General features: G+C 72.5%; 11 protein-coding genes. 7 read left to right on the plus strand and 4 right to left on the minus strand.

Annotated elements, in window-relative coordinates:
* Nucleotides 1–117: 117 nt before the first annotated feature.
* Both LZ604_RS20940 and LZ604_RS20945 read left to right on the plus strand, forming a co-directional pair.
* A complete protein-coding gene (locus LZ604_RS20940; protein WP_234516946.1) occupies nt 118–4,755 on the plus strand; it encodes a hypothetical protein in 4,638 nt (1,545 codons plus the stop codon).
* Nucleotides 4,756–4,800: 45 nt separating this feature from the next.
* Complete coding sequence (locus tag LZ604_RS20945; protein ID WP_308283613.1) at nt 4,801–5,424, plus strand: FAD-dependent oxidoreductase; 624 nt, start codon at nt 4,801–4,803, stop codon at nt 5,422–5,424.
* A gap of 296 nt (nt 5,425–5,720) precedes the next feature.
* Here LZ604_RS20945 and LZ604_RS20950 read toward each other — a convergent pair whose 3' ends face one another.
* Entirely contained in the window at nt 5,721–6,242 is a 522-nt protein-coding gene (locus LZ604_RS20950; protein ID WP_234516947.1) for a hypothetical protein, read from the minus strand.
* Nucleotides 6,243–6,665: 423 nt separating this feature from the next.
* Between LZ604_RS20950 and LZ604_RS20955 the strand changes: the two genes are divergently transcribed.
* From LZ604_RS20955 to LZ604_RS20975, 5 genes are all read left to right on the plus strand, one after another.
* Nucleotides 6,666–9,458 (plus strand): nitrate- and nitrite sensing domain-containing protein, encoded by a 2,793-nt coding sequence (locus LZ604_RS20955; protein ID WP_234516948.1) that lies wholly within the window; start codon nt 6,666–6,668, stop codon nt 9,456–9,458.
* Complete coding sequence (locus tag LZ604_RS20960; RefSeq protein ID WP_234516949.1) at nt 9,455–9,895, plus strand: roadblock/LC7 domain-containing protein; 441 nt, start codon at nt 9,455–9,457, stop codon at nt 9,893–9,895. The genes LZ604_RS20955 and LZ604_RS20960 overlap by 4 nt, the downstream gene beginning before the upstream one ends.
* 9 nt (nt 9,896–9,904) lie before the next feature.
* Nucleotides 9,905–10,300 carry a DUF742 domain-containing protein gene (locus tag LZ604_RS20965; protein ID WP_234516950.1) on the plus strand — a complete coding sequence of 132 codons (396 nt, stop codon included), beginning with the start codon at nt 9,905–9,907 and terminating at the stop codon, nt 10,298–10,300.
* Nucleotides 10,301–10,516: 216 nt separating this feature from the next.
* On the plus strand, nt 10,517–14,164 hold the full coding sequence (locus LZ604_RS20970) for a hydantoinase B/oxoprolinase family protein (RefSeq protein WP_234516951.1): 3,648 nt from the start codon (nt 10,517–10,519) through the stop codon (nt 14,162–14,164).
* On the plus strand, nt 14,145–14,750 hold the full coding sequence (locus LZ604_RS20975) for a GTP-binding protein (RefSeq protein WP_234516952.1): 606 nt from the start codon (nt 14,145–14,147) through the stop codon (nt 14,748–14,750). Before LZ604_RS20970 ends, LZ604_RS20975 begins: the two co-directional genes overlap by 20 nt.
* A gap of 103 nt (nt 14,751–14,853) precedes the next feature.
* Here LZ604_RS20975 and glpK read toward each other — a convergent pair whose 3' ends face one another.
* The 3 genes from glpK to LZ604_RS20990 all read right to left on the minus strand — a co-directional run bounded on the left by glpK (nt 14,854) and on the right by LZ604_RS20990 (nt 19,131).
* Nucleotides 14,854–16,377: a glycerol kinase GlpK gene (glpK, locus tag LZ604_RS20980; protein ID WP_234516953.1), complete on the minus strand. Its 1,524-nt coding sequence runs from the start codon at nt 16,375–16,377 to the stop codon at nt 14,854–14,856.
* 21 nt (nt 16,378–16,398) lie between these two features.
* A complete protein-coding gene (locus LZ604_RS20985; RefSeq protein ID WP_234516954.1) occupies nt 16,399–17,157 on the minus strand; it encodes an MIP/aquaporin family protein in 759 nt (252 codons plus the stop codon).
* A 333-nt stretch (nt 17,158–17,490) separates the two neighbouring features.
* Entirely contained in the window at nt 17,491–19,131 is a 1,641-nt protein-coding gene (locus tag LZ604_RS20990) for a GGDEF domain-containing protein (RefSeq protein ID WP_234516955.1), read from the minus strand.
* Nucleotides 19,132–19,283: the final 152 nt, after the last annotated feature.

A 19,283-nucleotide genomic window follows, 5' to 3' on the forward strand; every position in this document is an offset into this window, starting at 1 on the left:
CCTGGGCGCCGCAGGGCCGTCAGCCCCGCGGCACTACAGCCCTTCGCAGTTCCCGAAGCCTCCCGGACCTCCTCACTCCTTCCGAACACCCAGCACGACCGACGACGAGAGCCCCCCATGTACGAGCTGTCCCGGGTCCGCCTCTACTCCATCGGGCCGGCCGGTGCGCGCTATGCGGACACCGTGCTGGACCTGCGGGGCGTGGGCGATCTGGTGCCCGACCCCGCGCCCACCCAGGCGGAGTTCTTCGAGGAGGAGCCCGCCGGGCCGCCGCGCCGCCCCGCGCCCGCGGGCGTGCTCTTCCTGGAGAACGGCGGCGGCAAGTCCGTCCTGCTGAAGCTGATCTTCTCGGTGATGCTGCCGGGTCACCGCAACACCCTCGGCGGCGCCAGCTCGGGCGTGCTGCGCAAGTTCCTGCTCGCCGACGACTGCGGACACGTGGCGCTGGAGTGGCAGCACACGCTGACCGGCGAGTGCGTCGTGGTCGGCAAGGTGAGCGAGTGGCGCGGCCGCCAGGTCTCCAACGACCCCAGGAAGTTCGCGGAGGCCTGGTACTCCTTCCGGCCGGGGCCCGGCCTCAGCCTCGACAACCTGCCGGTCGCCGAGTCCACCGCCGTACGGCCGCCCGTCGAGGGCGCGTCCGGCGCACAGGGGCGGCGCCGCACCATGAAGGGCTTCCGGGACGCCCTCGTGGAGGCGGGCAAGGCCTACCCGCACCTGGAAGTGCACTGGGAGGAGATCCACGACCGCTGGAACGAGCATCTGACGGACCTCGGTCTCGACCCCGAACTCTTCCGATACCAGCGGGAGATGAACGCCGACGAGGGCGAGGCCGCAGGACTCTTCGCGGTCAAGAAGGACTCCGACTTCACGGACCTGCTGCTGCGCGCCGTCACCGACACCCGGGACACCGACGGACTCGCCGACCTGGTCAGCGGGTTCGGCAACAAGCTGGGACGGCGATCCGAGCTGATCGCCGAGCGGGACTTCACCGCAGGGTCGGTGGACCTGCTCGGACGGATCGTCGACGCCACCGGGGCCCGGTCACGGGCACGGGACATCCACGCGGGTGCCGAGCGCCGCACCCGCACCCTGGCCCGGCGGCTGTCCGCGCGGGGGGTGCGGGAGCGGGTCCAAGCGGCCGATCTGGCCCAGCGGGTGACCGCCGCCGCGTACGCCGTCACCCACGCCGAGAGTGCCAGGCAGCGCAGTGCCCTGGTCGCGGCCGAACTGGCCTACCGGCACGCGTCCTTGGCGCTCGCCGGCGCCGAGAAGGCCGCCGCCGCCCAGAAGCGCGAACTGGCCGACGCACGTCAGCTGTACTCCGCGTGGCAGGCCGCAGAGGCCGTACTGCGGCACCGCGCCGCCGCCGACCGCTCCGCACGCGTGGCCGCCGCGATCCGCGAGGCCGAGCGGGACGCCGCCCCGGCACTCGCCGCCCGCGCCAGGGCCGCCGTCGATCTCGTACGGGCGCTGCACGCGGCGGCCGAGAGAGCCGAGCTGCAGGCCAACGAGGAGGAGGAGCGGTCCGCCGCCCTCCAGGAGGCCGGCGAGTCCGCCCACCGGGACTCCACCACCGCAGCCACACAGGCGCAGCGTGCCCGTAGCGAGGCGGAGCATCTGCGCCAGCGGCTCGCCGAGGTGGAGCAGGAGACCGCGCAGGCCGTGCGGGCCGGCTGGCTCGACGACAGCGCACCCGACGCCGATCCGGCGCGGGCCGCGCTGGCCGCGAGCGACGCCGAGAAGACGGCCGTCGCGGCCTGGGACACCGCCCGCGAGGCCTCCCGCCGCGCGTCCGAGCTCGCCCGCGAGGCCGCCTCCGCCGAGTCCCGGGCGGAACTGACGGCGGCCCGCGCGGCGGACGCCGCCACGGCCGCCGAGCGGACGTACCAGGCCGAGCGCCGGACCGCCGAGGCGCTGGCCGCGGAGGAGCGCCTGGCGGAACTGCTGAGCCTGTCGGGCACGGATGCACGGAAACGGGTCCCCGGGCCGCGGCGCGACACGGACACTCACGCGGCGGGTGCTCCGGCGACCCCTGAGGGCCCCCTCACCCCCGAGGAGCTGGACGGCTTCGCCGACGAGCTGCGCGCCCTGCTGGAGGACTCCGTCGCCTCCGCCGAACGGCAGCTCTTCGACCTGCGCACCGCGGCGGCCGACGACGCGCGCATCCTCGGAGCGCTCGGTGACGGCGGGCTGCTCCCGCCGGGCCCCGATGTGCTGGCGACCGTCGAGTTCCTCGGCGAGCACGGCATCCCCGCCCTGCCAGGCTGGCGCTATCTCGCGCAGGCCGTCGACCCCGCCGACCACGCGCGTGTGCTGGCCGCCCGCCCCGAACTCGTCGACGGCGTGATCATCACCGATCCGGACTCGCACGCCCGGGCCCGGCAGGCGCTGGGCGACGCCGCGCTGCTGCCCCGCTCCGCCGTCGCCGTGGGCACCGCCGCCGCGCTGCTCGCCCCGGCCCCGGCCCTCGACGAGCGCGAGAGCGGCGCCGCCGCCGTGTTCCTCGTACCGCCGAACCCGGCCATGCACGACGAGCACGCCGCCGACCAGGAGCGGCAGGCGCTGCGCGCACGGGCCACCGCCCGGGACGAGGAGATCCGGGTGCTCGCGGCCCGCCTCGGCAAGGACCGGGAGCTCGCGGCCCGGCTGGCCTCCTGGCGCACCGGGTGCCCGGCCGGACGGCTCACCGAACTCGCCACGGCCGCCCGGGACGCCCGCGCGTTCACCGAGGAGGCGGAGGCCGAGCTGGCCGAGGCGCGCACCGTCCGCGCCGAGGCCGAGGAGTCCGCGGCCGAGGCCGCCCAGCTGCGGGACGAGCGGCAGGAGGCCGCCCAGAAGGCCCGCCGCGCCGCCGACGCCCTCGCCGGGCTCGCCTTCCGGCTGCGCGAGCGCGCGGGCTGGCAGGTCAAGCTGCGTGAGCTCGCCGACGAGGCGGTCGAGTCGGAGGCCCGCGCCCAGTCGTGGCTGGAGCGCGCCCGCGCCGCCGACGAGGACCGCCGCGCCGCCCAGCGGGCCGCCGACGACGCCCGCCGCACGGCGCGTGCGCTGCGCGCCGAGCGCGCGGAGATCGCGGGCGCCCCCGACGACGTACCGGAGGACGACGCGGAGGCGCCCACGGGGTCCCTGCCCGCCCTCCGCGAGGCCTACCGGGCCGCCTCCCAGGTGTACGAGAAGGTCGGCGTCGGTGCCGATCTGCGGGCCGAACAGGCGCGGGCCGAAAGCGACGAGTCCGCGGCGCTCGCCGAACTGGACCGGCTCAGCAACAAGGTACGCGCGCGTGCCGAGCAGCTCCTCGAGTCCCCGGACGGCTCGGACGGCCCGTCGCGGCAGGCCGCGGCCGCGCGCGCCGAGGAGCTGGTGCAGCTGCTGGAGACACGTATGTCCACGGCCAGCGAGCAGCTCGGACGGCTGCGCGGTGAGGCCGAGCGGCACGCGCCCGAGAACGGCGAGGCCCACACCGAGCTGCCGGAGGAGCTCGTGCCCCGGGACGCCGAGCACGCGCAGGCCCTGCTGCGCACCGCGACGGCCGAGCTCGCCTCGCGTGCCGAGGCGCTCGGCCTGGCCCGCGAGGCCCACGCCGAACTCCTCGAGGCCCACCGGGCCGCCGAGGACGCGGCAAGCGGCTTCGACGAGGTCGCGGCCATGCTCCGCGACCTGCTGCGCGAGCACGCCGCGGAGGAGGACCAGGAGGAGCCGGAGCCCTATCCGGGCACCCTCGAGGAGGCCCGCCGGGCCGCCGCCGAGACCCGCAGGTCGCTGCGCGGCTGTGCCGCCGATCTCTCCGCCGCCGAAGCCGCCGTGCGCGAGGCCTGCGACGTGCTGGTCCGGCACGCCAACTCCACGCGGTACGAGCAGGTCCGCACCCCCGCCCGGCAGCAGATCCGTGAACTGCCCGCGTCCGCGCTGCCGGAGCACGCGCAGCGGTGGGCGGATGCCTTCGCGCCGCGACTGCGGGTGCTGACCGACGAACTGGCGCAGCTGGAGCGCAACCGGGACTCGATCGTCGACCGTTTGCGGGGCCTGGTGGAGTCGGCGCTGACGACCCTGCGGTCAGCACAGCGGCTGTCCCGGCTCCCCGAGGGCCTCGGGGAGTGGTCCGGGCAGGAGTTCCTGCGGATCCGCTTCGAGGAGCCCGACCCGGCCACGCTGATCGAACGCCTGGGTGAGGTCATCGACGACGCGACGCGTGCGGCCGTCAGGAAGAACTCCGACCTGCGGCGCGACGGCATGTCGCTGCTGCTGAGGGGTGTCGCGGCGGCGCTCCAGCCCAAGGGCGTCGCGGTCGAGATCCTCAAGCCGGACGCCGTGCTGCGCGCCGAGCGCGTCCCGGTCGGGCAGATGGGAGACGTGTTCTCCGGCGGCCAGCTGCTCACCGCCGCCATCGCCCTGTACTGCACGATGGCCGCGCTGCGCTCCAACGACCGGGGCCGCGACAAGCACCGCCACGCGGGCACGCTGTTCCTTGACAACCCCATCGGACGCGCCAACGCCACATATCTGCTGGAACTCCAGCGGGCCGTGTCGGATGCGCTCGGTGTGCAGCTCCTGTACACCACCGGACTGTTCGACACCACCGCGCTCGCCGAGTTCCCGCTGGTCATCCGGTTGCGCAACGACGCCGACCTGCGGGCGGGGCTGAAGTACATCCGGGTGGAGGAACACCTCCGGCCGGGGCTGCCGCAGCAGCCCCAGGCGGGGGAGGCGGTGCACAGCGAGATCACCGCGACACGGATGTTCAAACGGCCCGCGTGACCTACGCGTCGGCAGTGCACACCCTGCGCACCATCGACGACGCACGTGCCCTGCGCGCCGAACTCACCAGGGGCGCGCCGGGTCACCGTCGTCGGCGGCGGCCTCATCGGGGCCAGGACCGCCCCTTCCTGCGTCGGTCTCGGACAGGACGTCACGGTCGTCGAAGCCGCACCACTGCCCCTCGTCCCGCAACTCGGCCCCGAGATGGCGGCCTTGTGCGCAGCACTGCACCACCGCGGACGTGTCGCCCCGATCACCGGCACCGGGGTCGCCCGGCTGCACGGCGCACCGGCCAAGGCCACCGGCACCACCGGGACACCCGGCACGGCCACCCCGCCGGGGCGTGCCGTCATCGTCGTGGAGCCGTCCGACGACCGTGCCCTGCCCGCCGACACGGTGCTCGTCGGTACCGGCGCCACCCCCGGCAACGACCGGCTCGCCGGTTCGGAACTCGCCCTGCGCGACGGCGTGCTCCGCGACGGAGTGCTGTGCGAGGACGGCTGCGCCACCGCCCTTCCCCAGGTCGTCGCCGTCGGCGACGTCGCCCGGGTCGGCGGTCACCGCGCCGGGCACTGGACGTCCGCCATGGAGCAACTCCGTGTCCCCGTACGCAATCTGCTGGCCGGGCACACGGCAAAGACGGTGCGGTCGCTGCCGTACTTCCGGTAGGGCCAGTACGGTGTGCGCCTCCAGTTCGCGGGAGGCCGGCACCCGACCGACACCGTGCGCTGCGCCGAGGGTGCCCTCGAGGACGGCGCGCCCGCCGAAGGCGGTCTCCCCGCCGTCTACGGGCGCGAGGGGGCGGACCACGGCGGTCCTCTCCGTCGACCGCCCTCGCCCGTTCATGCGGACCGGGCGTGAACTCGCGCGCGCCGCCGAACCGGTGGGGCCGGCGGCACCGTGACCCTCGATGGTGGGGGGCCTGCCGGCGGCAGCACGGAGGACACCCGGACTCACCACCATGGTCAGGGATGCGACAGCTGGCCGGCCCCGCGCTGCCTGCGTATATGCCGGCGGGTCCGCTCCGCGGCCCGCGCCTGCCGGCGGGCCGTGCGGCGCTCGCGGCGCAGCTCACGGGCCGTGCTGCTGGGGGCCGAGACCACCCCATGGCGCTGATACCAGACCTGACGCGTCACCCAGACGTCGAGCACGCCCCAGGTCGCCACCACCGTACTGGCGACGCTCGACAGGACCATCGGGAACGCCAGCCAGGAGCCGGCCATCGTGCACAGAAAGGCGACGACCGCCTGGATCAGCGTCACCGCGATGAGGAGCACCGCCCGCACCGCCGCCGTACGCACCGGGTCCGGGAGCCGCCGCCTGCGCGCGGGCTCCTCCAGCCACAACGGCCGGTAGTACGGCGCCTCGTGAAACTCCTCGTCCGCCCGCCTCCTCCCGCCGTGATCCGCCCCCTGCACGTCTCCCCGCGCCGCCTTGGGTGCCGCACCACCCGACCCGGTTGTCCCGCTCCGCTCCGCCGTCCCCATCAACGTGTCACTCCCCACCGCCCGCAGACCGTTCGTCCCGGTGTCATCCGACCCCGGCTCCCCAGTGGCTGCCCGGCTTGCGCTGTTTTACGCCGCCTGAGTGCGGCATGCGGCGCCTGTGGCCGAATCCGCCCCCGATTTCCCGTACAGAAGGACGCCCGATGTTCCGGGAAGATTCCCGACGAACGAAAATTTCCGGTCAACCGCCCCGGATGACCGATCCGGTGTCCTCCTGCGCCGCATGCCGGTTCCGGGGAGCAAATGCCCCCCAATGGCGGGACAACTCCCCATGTCCTGTTCGCTGTCCATGGAGTGGTGCGGCGGGTCGGCCCTTCGAGATACCCGTGTGTCGGTAGTAGGCTCACGCCGTTTGTTGACGGATGTGTGTACCCCCGGCCGGAGGGGGGCGAGCTGGGGGAGGCCATGCGCTTTCGCGGGAAGTCCATCCGCCGGAAGATCGTGGCGCTCCTTCTCGTGCCGCTCCTGTCCCTGACCGCCATCTGGGCCTTCGCGACCGTGCTCACCGGCCGTGCCGCCCAGTCCCTGTTCCACGCCTCGCACGTCGTCGAAAAGGTCGGCTACCCCACCGAGGACACGGTCCGCGTTCTGCAGGCGGAACGCCGCCAGACCCTCGTCTACCTCGCGGACCCGCGCGCCTCCGATTCCCTCGCCGCGCTCCGCCGCAGCCGCGCCGCCACCGACCAGGTGGTCGCGAAGCTCCGTCGCAACAGCAAGGACGAGGATCTGCGGGAGGACATGGGGACGGGCACCGCCCAGCGTCTGACCTCGGTCCTGGAAGCCCTGGACGGCATGCAGTCGCTGCGCCGCAGTGTCGAGGAAGGCACCGTCGACCGCACCCAGGCCCTGGACCTCTACGACCGTCTGGTCGACCCCTGCTTCACGCTCCTGACCAACCTGCGGATCCTCGACGACGTGGACATGGACAGGCAGAGCCGTGCACTCGCCGGTGTCTTCCGCGCCCGGGAACTGCTCTCCCGCGAGGACGCCCTCCTCGGCTCCGCGCTCGTCGCCGGACGGGTCACCCGCGATGACATCCGCGCCGTCTCCGGCCTCGTCGCGCAGCGCGGCGTGATGTACGACGTCAGCCTGCCCCTGCTGCCGGGCTCGGAGAGCGGACGCTTCCAGCGCTACTGGAAGAACGCCGACACCGCGCCCCTGCGCATGGCCGAGCGGTCCGTCGTCGACGCCGCCCCCGGCACACCGCACGGGGTCACCGCCAAGAGCTGGGACGAGGCCGCGGGGCAGGTCCTCGACCGGCTCGACCGGATGAGCAGCCAGGCCGGTGACCGCTACCAGGACCGCGTCCGTCCCCTCGCCGTCGACGTGATCCTGAAGGCGGCCGTCGCCGGTGTCCTGGGCCTCGTCGCCCTGCTGATCTCCCTGATCATGTCCGTACGCATCGGCCGCGGCCTCGTCCGCGATCTGCGCCGGCTGCGCCTGGACGCCCACGAGGCGTCCGGGGTGCGGCTGCCCGGCCTGATGCGCCGTCTGTCGGCGGGCGAACAGGTCGACATCGAGACCGAGGTGCCGCGCCTGGAGTACGGCCAGAACGAGATCGGTGAGGTCGGCCAGGCCCTCAACACCCTCCAGCGCGCCGCCGTGGAGGCCGCCGTCAAACAGGCCGAACTACGCGCCGGGGTGTCCGAGGTCTTCGTCAACCTCGCCCGCCGCAGCCAGGTCCTGCTCCACAAGCAGCTGACCCTCCTCGACACCATGGAACGCAGGACCGAGGACACCGAGGAACTCGCCGACCTCTTCCGGCTCGACCACCTCACCACCCGTATGCGCCGCCACGCCGAAGGCCTGGTCATCCTCTCGGGAGCCGCCCCCTCCCGGCAGTGGCGCAAACCGGTCCAGCTCATGGACGTGGTGCGCGCCGCCGTCGCCGAGGTCGAGGACTACGAGCGCATCGAGGTACGACGGCTGCCGCGCGTCGCCGTCACCGGTGCCGCGGTCGCCGACCTCACCCACCTGGTGGCAGAACTCCTGGAGAACGCCACGGTGTTCTCGCCGCCGCACACCGCCGTCCAGGTCATCGGCGAACGCGTCGCCAACGGCTTCACCCTGGAGATCCACGATCGCGGCCTCGGCATGTCGGCCGAAGCGCTGCTCGACGCCAACCTCAGACTCGCCGAAACCCCCGAGTTCGAGCTGTCCGACACCGACCGGCTCGGTCTCTTCGTGGTCAGCAGACTCGCCCGGCGCCAGAACGTCCGCGTCTCCCTCCAGCCGTCACCCTACGGCGGCACCACGGCCGTCGTCCTCATCCCCGACGCGCTGCTGACCGACGACGTCCCGGACACCAACGGGATCGGCTTCCGCCTCGACCGCCCGATGCCCGACAAGACGGAGGGGGAGGCCGGGGGGCGCACATCGGCGCTCTCCCACGTGCCCGTCCAGCTCCCGGGCATCCCGGCGTCCATCCTGGACGGCCCGGTGGAACTGGAGGCCCCTGTCGACCTGGACGCGCTCGACGACTTCCCCGGCGCGCTCGGCGAGGAGGACAGCGAACGCGGGGATCTCTTCCGTCCCCGGCGTTCACTCGCCGACCCCCCGGGCGCACAGCGCGGGCCGGCCGGGGACACGCGCCGGGAAGCGGCCCGGCCCGCCGAATCCCACCACCCGGGCGCCCCGGTCCCGCTGCCGCGTCGCGGCGCCCCCAAGCTCGTCAGCTCCCACGGCCGTCCGGTGACGGGACCGGGGTCGCGGCGCGGAGGGGCCGACACGGAGGCGGAGCCCCTGGAGCGGCGGGTGACGGATCTCCAGGAGGCCAGACGACCCTCCGGCCGCCAGACGGAACCCGGTGGAGCCGTCCCGCGTTCACCCGGTGACCGGTCCGAGGCCCCTGCCCTGCCCAAGCGGCGTCGCACCCGGCCCCCGGCGGGCCCGGACGCGACCACCCCGCCACGGGACGCGGAGGACGGACCGGCAGAATCGGGCGCGGGCGCGCTGCCCCGCCGTGTCCGGCAGGCCAGCCTGGCACCGCAGTTGAAGGAAGGCCCCGATCGGCGCGTGGCACCGGACCGGTCCCGCGCCGCGAACGGGGCAGGTCCGGCCGAGCGCGACGCCGACGAGGTCCGCAGCCGGTTCGCCTCGCTCCAGCGGGGCTGGCGGCGCGGCCGGGAGGAGAACGCCGCGGGCGACGAGGCCCGGGACGGCTCAGCACGAGGAACGACAGAGGGGGACGGTCGATGACCGCACCGAAGGCCGCAGGGCCCACCGCGACGAACAAGGCATCGGGAGAGCTGAACTGGCTCCTCGACGACCTGGTGGAGCGCGTAGCCAGCATCCGCAAGGCGCTCGTGCTCTCCGGCGACGGCCTGCCGACAGGGATCTCCAGGGAGCTGAACCGGGAGGACAGCGAGCACCTCGCCGCCGTCGCCTCCGGATTCCACAGCCTTGCCAAGGGGGTCGGGCGGCACTTCGACGCCGGTGGTGTCCGGCAGACCATCGTGGAACTCGACGAGGCGTTCCTGTTCGTCACGGCCGCCGGTGACGGAAGCTGCCTGGCCGTTCTGTCGGACGCGGACTCCGACGTCGGTCAGGTGGCCTACGAGATGACCCTCCTGGTCAAGCGTGTCGGCGCACATCTCGCCTCCGCTCCGCGCACCGATCTGCCCTCGGGCGGGTAGTGAGATGGTATGAGCGGAGAAGGTCAGGGAAGCAGCCACTGGTTCGACGACGAGGCCGGGCCCGTGGTCCGTCCGTACGCCATGACGCGCGGCCGCACCAACCACGGTGCCCAGCACCGCCTCGACCTGATCGCCGTGGTCGTCACGGAACCGCACGGGGACGATCCCGAGGGGGACCCGTCGCTGTCCCCGGAACACGTGGACATCGTCGAGCTGTGCCGTGAGGCACCCCAGTCGGTCGCCGAACTCGCCGCCGAACTCGATCTGCCCGTCGGCGTGGTCCGTGTCCTCGTGGGAGACCTCGTGGACGAGGAACTGGTCCATGTATCGCGTCCCGTGCCTCCCGCCGAGCTCGTGGACGAGAGCATTCTGCGCGATGTGATCAACGGCCTGCGGGCCTTGTGAACCAGGGATGTCCGCGCCGCCCTTCCGGCCTGGGCGCGGGCATCCGGAGGCCGGCGCCGGCCGGGCATGGGAAAGCCGGGGAGAGGACCCCTGAACAGGGGCGGGTCTCGGCGCGGGCCCGCGCGCGTGGACCGGCGTGGGCAGGGGCCGCCCGTTATGATCTGACCGATCGTCGACCACCGGCCGCGACGGGCCGATCACCCGCCCGGGGACACGGTGCCCGGCAGCACGATCGGAGAGACGGACGTGACCACGGGCTGGCAGTTCTGGGTCGACCGCGGCGGCACCTTCACCGACATCGTGGCGCGCCGCCCGGACGGCCGCCTGCTCACCCACAAGCTGCTGTCGGACAACCCTCACCACTACGCGGACGCGGCCGTCGCGGGCGTGCGAGAACTCCTCGGCCCGGACGAACCGATCGACGGTGTCCGGATGGGCACGACCGTCGCCACGAACGCCCTCCTGGAACGCAAGGGCGAACGCACTCTCCTCGTCGTCACCCGAGGATTCCGCGACGCCCTGCGCATCGCCTACCAGAACCGCCCGAGCATCTTCTCCCGCGCGATCGATCTCCCGGAGCCGCTGTACGAGCGGGTCGTCGAGGTCGACGAACGCATCGCCGCCGACGGCACCGTCCTGCGCGCCCCCGATCTCGAGGCTCTCGCCGGACCGCTGCGGGAAGCGCACGACGACGGGATCCGCGCGGTGGCCGTGGTCTGCATGCACAGCCATCTGCACCCCGTCCACGAGCAGGCCATCGGCGAGCTGGCCGCCCGGACGGGCTTTGCGCAGATCTCGCTCTCCAGCGAGGTCAGCCCCCTGATGAAACTGGTCCCGCGTGGCGACACGGCCGTCGTGGACGCCTACCTCTCGCCCGTTCTGCGCCGATACATCCGGCACGTGGCGGACGAGCTCGAAGGGGTCAGGCTGATGTTCATGCAGTCCAACGGAGGACTCGCCGAGGCCGGACAGTTCCGCGGCAAGGACGCCATCCTCTCCGGGCCCGCGGGCGGCATCGTCGGCATGGCCCGGATGTCGCAGCTCGCCGGCTTCGACCGCGTCATCGGTTTCGACATGGGCGGCACGTCCACCGACGTATCCCACTTCGCCGGTGAGTACGAACGCGTCTTCACCACTCTGATCGCGGGCGTCCGGCTGCGCGCACCGATGCTCGACATCCACACGGTCGCGGCCGGCGGCGGCTCGGTCCTCCACTTCGACGGCTCCCGCTACCGCGTAGGGCCGGACTCGGCGGGTGCGACTCCGGGGCCGGCCTGCTACCGGGGCGGCGGCCCGCTCACGGTCACGGACGCCAACGTCATGCTCGGCCGCATCCAGCCCGCCCACTTCCCCGAGGTGTTCGGCCCGGACGGCGACCAGCCCTTGGACGACGTCCTGGTCCGCGACCGCTTCGCCGCCCTCGCACACGAGATCGGCGAGCGGACCGGCGACGACCGCACCCCCGAGCAGGTCGCCGAGGGCTATCTGCAGATCGCGGTCGCCAACATCGCCAACGCCGTCAAGCGGATCTCGGTCCAGAAGGGCCACGACGTCACCCGCTACGCGCTCACCACCTTCGGCGGTGCGGGCGGGCAGCACGCGTGCATGGTCGCCGACTCCCTGGGCATCCGCACCATCCTCGTGCCGCCCATGGCCGGCGTGCTCTCCGCACTCGGCATCGGCCTCGCCGACACCACGGCCATGCGTGAACAGTCCGTCGAGGCACCTCTGGAACCCGCTTCCATGCCCCGTGTCCGCGAGACCGCCGACGATCTGGCGGCCGCCGCCCGCGCCGAACTCCTCGCCGAGGACGTGCCCGAAGACCGCATCCGGGTCGCCCGCCGGGCCCAGCTGCGCTACGACGGCACGGACACGACCCTCACCGTCGAGCTGACCGAGCCCGACGCCATGAGGCGCGCCTTCGAAGAGCGTCATCGCGCCACGTACTCCTTCACGCTCGACCGTCCGATCGTCGTCGAAGCCCTCTCCGTGGAAGCCACCGGCATCACCCAACCCCCCGATCTCTCCGCCCTCGCCCCGTACGAAGGCCGCTCCGCCGCACCCGAGACCGTCCGCCTCCACACGGGCGGCGCCTGGCGCGACGTACCTCTCCAGCGCCGGGAGCACCTGCCTCCCGGCGAAACCGTGAGCGGCCCCGCGATCATCACGGAGACCAGTGCCACGACCGTCGTCGACGACGGCTGGCGGGCCGCGGCGACCGACGACGGGCATCTGGTCATGGAACGCGTGGCGACTACGGAGAGTTCCGATCTCGACACAGAAGTCGATCCCGTCCTGCTCGAGGTGTTCAACAACCTCTTCATGTCCATCGCCGAACAGATGGGCGCCCGCCTGGAGTCCACGGCCCAGTCCGTCAACATCAAGGAACGCCTGGACTTCTCCTGCGCCCTCTTCGACCCCGAGGGCAACCTGGTCGCCAACGCCCCCCACATCCCCGTCCACCTGGGTTCCATGGGCACCAGCGTCAAAGAGGTCATCCGACGGCGCGCCGGCCGAATGCGCCCGGGAGACACATACGCCGTGAACGACCCGTACCACGGCGGCACCCACCTGCCCGACGTCACCGTCATCACCCCGGTCTTCGACACGGAGGGTGAGCGCATCCTGTTCCACGTCGCCTCCCGCGGCCACCACGCCGAGATCGGCGGCATCGCCCCCGGCTCCATGCCCGCGCACAGCCGCACCATCGAGCAGGAGGGCGTCCTCTTCGACAACTGGCTGCTCGCCGAGAACGGCCGTTTCCGCGAGGAGGAGACGTTCCGGCTGCTGACCGGGGCGCCGCACCCGTCACGCAACCCGAAGACCAACCTCGCCGACCTGCGCGCCCAGATCGCCGCCAACCAGAAGGGCGTCGACGAGGTCGCGCGCATGATCGAGAACTTCGGTCTCGATGTCGTCCAGGCGTACATGCGGCACGTCCAGGACAATGCCGAGGAGGCCGTCCGCCGCGTCATCGACGCCCTGGACGACGGCGAGTACGCCTACGAGACGGACTCCGGCGCGGTCATCCGCGTCCGCGTGCGCGTGCACCGCGACAGCCGCTCCGCGACCATCGACTTCACCGGCACATCCCCGCAGCTGACCACCAACTTCAACGCCCCCTTCTCGGTCGTCAACGCCGCGGTCCTGTATGTCTTCCGCACCCTCGTCGCCGACGACATCCCGCTGAACGACGGCTGTCTGCGACCCCTGGACATCGTCGTCCCGTCCGGCTCGATGCTCGCGCCGGAGCCCCCGGCCGCCGTCGTCGCCGGCAACGTCGAGACCTCCCAGTCCCTCACCGGCGCGCTGTACGCGGCACTGGGCGTGCAGGCGGAGGGCTCCGGCACCATGAACAACGTCACCTTCGGCAACGACCGGTACCAGTACTACGAGACGGTGGCCTCCGGCTCCGGCGCGGGCGACGGCTTCCCGGGCGCCCCCGTCGTGCAGACCCACATGACCAACTCGCGCCTGACCGATCCCGAGGTTCTCGAGTGGCGACTGCCCGTACTGCTCGACGAGTTCGCGGTACGGTACGGCAGTGGCGGCGCCGGCCGCTGGCGCGGCGGCGACGGAGCGGTGCGCCGCATCCGTTTCCGGGAGCCCATGACCGTCTCCACCCTCTCCCAGCACCGCAGGGTCCCGCCCTACGGCATGGCGGGCGGCGGACCGGGCGCGCTCGGCGCCAACCGTGTGGAGCGCGCGGACGGCACCGTGCTGCACCTCGAGGGCTCCGACGCCGCAGAGGTGGGGCCCGGCGACGTACTGGTCGTCGAGACACCCGGCGGCGGAGGCTACGGACCGCCGCCCACCGACCCCCATCGAGCAGGAGAAGAGAACGATGATCTTCGGGCGCAGTGAGCGAGGCATGCCTCAGGTCGAGCCCGTCACGCTCAAGATCCTCGTGGCCGGCGGTTTCGGCGTGGGCAAGACGACCCTTGTCGGCGCGGTCAGCGAAATCAGGCCACTGCGCACCGAGGAGGTGCTCACCGAGGCCGGTCGTCCCGTCGACGACACCAGCGGCGTCGAGAGCAAGCACACCACCACCGTGGCCATGGACTTCGGCCGAATCACCCTCCGCGAGGACCTGACGCTGTACCTGTTCGGCACTCCGGGCCAGGACCGCTTCTGGTTTCTGTGGGACGAACTGGCCGCCGGCGCCCTGGGAGCGGTCGTCCTCGCCGACACCCGGCGCCTGGAGGACTGCTTCGCCGCCGTCGACTACTTCGAGCGCCGCACCATACCCTTCGTCGTCGGCGTCAACTGCTTCGAGGAAGCGGCCCGTTACCCCGCCGAGGCCGTACGGCGGGCCCTCGACCTCGACGACGACGTGCCGGTCGTCCTCTGTGACGCCCGCGAGCGCCAGTCGGTGAAGGAGGTCCTCGTCGAGGTCGTCCGGCACGCCATGGCGTATACGGCCGACGACCGCGCGAGCGTCAGCACCTGACTCACCGCGCACGCGGCCCGTACCCCGCCGACCGGGGTACGGGCCGCCGCCGGCCACACGCGCGTGGCGCGCATGCGAGACGCACGCACGCGTGGAGGTGCTTTCAGTTCACCGCGTCCTCGTCGTGCCAGCCGAAGCTCTTCTCCACGGCCTTGCGCCAGTTGTGGTACTCGCGATCGCGCACCGACGCCTCCATGACCGGTGTCCACTCGACGTCCTGCTGCCAGTGCGACTTCAGTTCGTCGAGGTCGTGCCACACGCCGGTCGCGAGACCCGCCGCATAGGCGGCGCCCAGACAGGTCGTCTCGGAGACCTCGGGACGGATCACGGGCACTCCGAGCACGTCCGCCTGGTGCTGCATCAGCAGGTTGTTCTTCGTCATGCCTCCGTCGACCTTCAGGGTGGTGATCTGCACCCCCGAGTCCTGGTACATGGCGTCGACGACCTCGCGTGTCTGCCAGCTCGTCGCCTCCAGCACCGCGCGCGCCAGGTGGGCCTTCGTCACGTAGCGGGTCAGGCCGGTGATCACACCGCGTGCGTCGGAGCGCCAGTACGGCGCGAACAGGCCGGAGAAGGCCGGCACGATGTACGCCCCGCCGTTGTCCTCGACGCTTCCCGCCAGGGTCTCGATCTCGTCCGCGCTGCGGATGATGCCGAGCTGGTCGCGGAACCACTGCACCAGTGCGCCCGTGATCGCGATCGAGCCCTCCAGACAGTAGACCGGCGCCTCGTCACCGATCTTGTAGCCCATGGTCGTGAGCAGGCCGCTCTTCGACGGGATCGGCCGGTTACCGGTGTTGAGCAGCAGGAAGCTGCCCGTGCCGTAGGTGTTCTTCGCCGTGCCCACGTCGTAGCAGGCCTGCCCGAACACGGCCGCCTGCTGGTCGCCCAGCGCCGAGGCGACGGGCACACCCGCCAACTGGCCGACCGCGGTCCCGTACACCTCGGAGGACGACCTGATCTCCGGCAGCATGGCCTCGGGGATGTCCATGGCCGACAGCAGCGAGGGGTCCCACTGGAGCGTCTCCAGGTTCATCAGCATCGTGCGCCCCGCGTTGGTGACGTCGGTGACGTGCCGGCCGCCGTCGGTGCCCCCGGTCAGGTTCCAGATCAACCAGGAGTCGATGGTGCCGAAGGCGATCTCGCCGCGCTCGGCCCGGGCCCTGAGACCGGGCACGTTGTCGAGCAGCCAGGCGGCCTTGGGGCCGGAGAAGTAGCTTGCGAGCGGCAGGCCGGTCTGCTCGCGGAAACGATCCTGCCCGTCCGCGCCTCCCAGGTCGTTGCACAGCGCGGCCGTCCGGGTGTCCTGCCAGACGATCGCGTTGTGCACGGGCTTGCCCGTGGCGCGGTCCCACAGCACCGTCGTCTCGCGCTGGTTGGTGATGCCGAGCGCGCTGAGCTGGTCGGCGCGCAGTCCGGCCTTGGCGACCGCGCCCGCGACCACTGCCTGCACCTTGGACCAGATCTCCGTGGCGTCGTGCTCCACCCAGCCCGGCTTGGGGAAGATCTGGCGGTGTTCGCGCTGGTCGACGGCGACGATCGCGCCGCCCTGGTCGAAGATGATGCAGCGGCTGGACGTGGTGCCCTGGTCGATGGCGGCGACGTACTTGTGGGCGTTGTCCGTCATGACGTCCCCTTCGTCAAAGGGTCAGAAGGCTGCGTTGTACACGAGGGCCGCGAGCGCACCGCCGATCAGCGGACCCACCACGGGTATCCAGGCGTAACCCCAGTCCGAGGAACCCTTGTTCGGGATCGGCAGCAGGGCGTGGGTGAGGCGCGGACCGAGGTCGCGGGCGGGGTTGATCGCATAGCCGGTCGGCCCGCCCAGGGAGAGGCCGATGCCGACGACGAGCAGTGAGACGAGCAGGATGCCGATGCCCGAGCCGTACGCCGTCGTGCCGGGGATCGGGCCGATGCCGGTGCCGAGGTTCTTGCCGAAGAACAGGATGGGCAGCACCAGACCCATGGTCGCGATGATCTCGGTGATCAGATTGGCGGGCGGATTGCGGATCTCGGGAGCCGTGGAGAAGATCCCGAGCGTGGGCAGCGCGTTGTCCTCGTCGGCGTTGGCCCGGAACTGGGCGAAGTAGAGCAGCCAGGTCAGCACGGCGCCGAGGATCGCGCCCGCCATCTGACCCAGCAGGTAGTACGGGACGTCGCCCCACTTGGTGATGCCGGCGATGGTGAGACCGAGGGTCACCGCCGGGTTGAGGTGTCCGCCGGACTTCGGGGCCGCGGTGTAGGCACCGGCCAGAACGCCGAAGCCCCAGCCGAAGGCGATGACGACCCAGCCCGCGCCCTTGGCCTTGGAGTGGTTCAAGGTGACGGCGGCACAGACACCCGCGCCGAACAGGATGAGGATGGCCGTTCCGATCAACTCGCCGACGAAGATGCTTCCGTGGGTCATGGCGGCTCCTAGGCCCTCGCCCGGGGCGGTCCGCCCCGTGTCCGTCCTCCGTGCAGGGTGCGTGTCCCTTGGCGACTTCAGCCGAAGGCAGGGAGGGTCCCGCGCCCCGCCCGGCGTCCGCGACGAGCGTGCCTGTGCAGTGGAATCGCCCGCGGGCAACGGCCCGTGCCCGGGCGGCCCTCAGGGGCGCACTAAGTGGATACGCCTGAATGCGACGATGCCGACTGACATCCGGAAGTTTTCACCGGCACCCACAGAGCGTCAAGGTCGGCGACGGCAACGGTTGAGGCCGAGCTTTGCGAGGGGGCAAGAGGCTGGGCGCCGCGCTGGTTGTCAGCCCCACGCCGGTTCGCCCGCCTGGGCCGGAGCCACCGCCGTACCCCGGCGTATCTCGTGGCCCGGCAGTCCGGCCCGGCCCAGCACCCAACTCGCGCCCCTCAGTGCCTTGGCCGCCTGCTTGAGCGGCGCCAGGCAAGCGGCCGCCTGGCGGTGGTCGGTCACGCTGCCGGGCGGGCACAGAACCGTGGCCAGCGAGAGGGTGACGGCGCGCCCGCCGGCCGACCACGGCGCGTCCAGCACCGACGCGGCCAGTGGGTCGAGCCCCTCCGGATCCGCGAGTACCAGGAAGTCGTCCCCGCCGATGTGCCCCACACGGGTGCTCCCGGACGCGGCGCCCTGCAACGCGTGTCCCACCGCACGGATCAGCTCGTCCCCGGCGGCGAACCCCGCCCCGTCGTTGACCTGCTTGAAGTGGTCGACGTCGAGCCAGCTCAGCGCGAACATCCGTCCGTCGGCGATGCGCCGGTCGACTTCGCCGGTGATCGCGTCCGAACCGGGCAGCCGGGTCAGCGGATTGAGGCCCGCCGCCTCCTCGACCCGGCGCTCGGCCAGCGCCCGTACGAGATCCGCGAGCCGGACGACCCCCACGCACCGCCCGTGGCGGTCGACCACCGCCACGTCGTCCGAGGTACGGTCCCGTGCCCCGTCCGCGACCACGTCGAGCACCTCCCACGCCGTGGCGTCGACCCCGACGGTACGCGGCGGATCACCGAGCTTCGCCGCAGGCCGGTCGGCGTACAGCGCATGCCCGTAGCGTCCCGACATCGACAGCAGGAAGCGCGAGCGGTGCACCGAGCGGACCGGCACCCCGGCCGGATCCACCAGCAGCACGCCGGACACATCGGGGGAGCCGGTGAGCAGCGCCCGCACCTGCCCGGCCGGGGCCGTTGCGGGCAGCAGCGCGGCCGGCCGCAGGAACTGCCGCACCGGCGGCCCGGTGCGCTGCGTGGGCGGCACCGCGGCGGGTCGCGCCGGAAGGTATACGTCCGCGACGGGGAGCCGGGACGGGGGCGCGAAGAGGTCGCCCTGCGCCGATTGGGCCCCCGCCGCCATCACGGCCGCGTACTGCCGCTCGGTCTCCACCCCCTCGACCGACAGCAGCGCGCCCAGTTCCTCGCACAGTGTGCGCATGGCCCGCACCACGGCCGGCCGCGCCACCAGCGACGCGTCGAGTTTCATGAGGTCCGGTGCCATCTCCGCGAGCAGCCGCAGCGGCAGGTCACCGTCGCCGATTCCGTCCGCGCAGATCCGGAAGCCCTCCCCGCGCAGTACGGCAACGGCCTCCAGCAGCGCCCGGTGCGGCACATGGGTGTACGGCGGTCCCACGTCGACCGTGACCTCCCAGGGCAGCCGCCCCGCCTCGCGCACGGCACCCCGCAGCGCGGCGAGGCCCCCGAGATCGGCGAGGGTCCCGGCGAACACATTGACGTGCAGGGGCAGCAGCGTCTCCATCCGCGTCGCGGCGCGGATCGCCAACGCGGCGAGGTTTCCGTCGAGTTCGGGGTCACGGCGGGCCTGGGCCAGAACGTCGCCGGTCTCCGGGCGTGCGAGGATCTCCAGCGCGGCGACCCCTCGGGTCGTCAGATTGACCACCGGCTGGAACGCGAAATGGAGAGTATCCGTCCAGGAGGGCACGTGAGCATGATGGCGCCGTCGGCGCACCAAAAGGCCCAATTCATGACCTGTTCACACAGCATTCCCAGGTCACTACGGAGAGTGTGAACGGCCCCGAACGGCCCCGAACCGGCCCCGAACGACCTTGGGGTCGTACACCGTGTGCCGCCGCA

The sequence above is a fragment of the Streptomyces glomeratus genome (assembly GCF_021462825.1).
Taxonomy (GTDB): Bacteria; Actinomycetota; Actinomycetes; order Streptomycetales; family Streptomycetaceae; genus Streptomyces; species Streptomyces glomeratus.

Bases quoted from the DNA above. Each gene is read 5' to 3' on its own strand.
- LZ604_RS20940 (WP_234516946.1), top strand. From the start codon at position 118: ATGTACGAGCTGTCCCGGGTCCGCCTCTACTCCATCGGGCCGGCCGGT.
- LZ604_RS20950 (WP_234516947.1), bottom strand. From the start codon at position 6,242: ATGGGGACGGCGGAGCGGAGCGGGACAACCGGGTCGGGTGGTGCGGCA.
- LZ604_RS20955 (WP_234516948.1), top strand. From the start codon at position 6,666: ATGCGCTTTCGCGGGAAGTCCATCCGCCGGAAGATCGTGGCGCTCCTT.
- LZ604_RS20960 (WP_234516949.1), top strand. From the start codon at position 9,455: ATGACCGCACCGAAGGCCGCAGGGCCCACCGCGACGAACAAGGCATCG.
- LZ604_RS20965 (WP_234516950.1), top strand. From the start codon at position 9,905: ATGAGCGGAGAAGGTCAGGGAAGCAGCCACTGGTTCGACGACGAGGCC.
- LZ604_RS20975 (WP_234516952.1), top strand. From the start codon at position 14,145: ATGATCTTCGGGCGCAGTGAGCGAGGCATGCCTCAGGTCGAGCCCGTC.
- glpK (WP_234516953.1), bottom strand. From the start codon at position 16,377: ATGACGGACAACGCCCACAAGTACGTCGCCGCCATCGACCAGGGCACC.
- LZ604_RS20985 (WP_234516954.1), bottom strand. From the start codon at position 17,157: ATGACCCACGGAAGCATCTTCGTCGGCGAGTTGATCGGAACGGCCATC.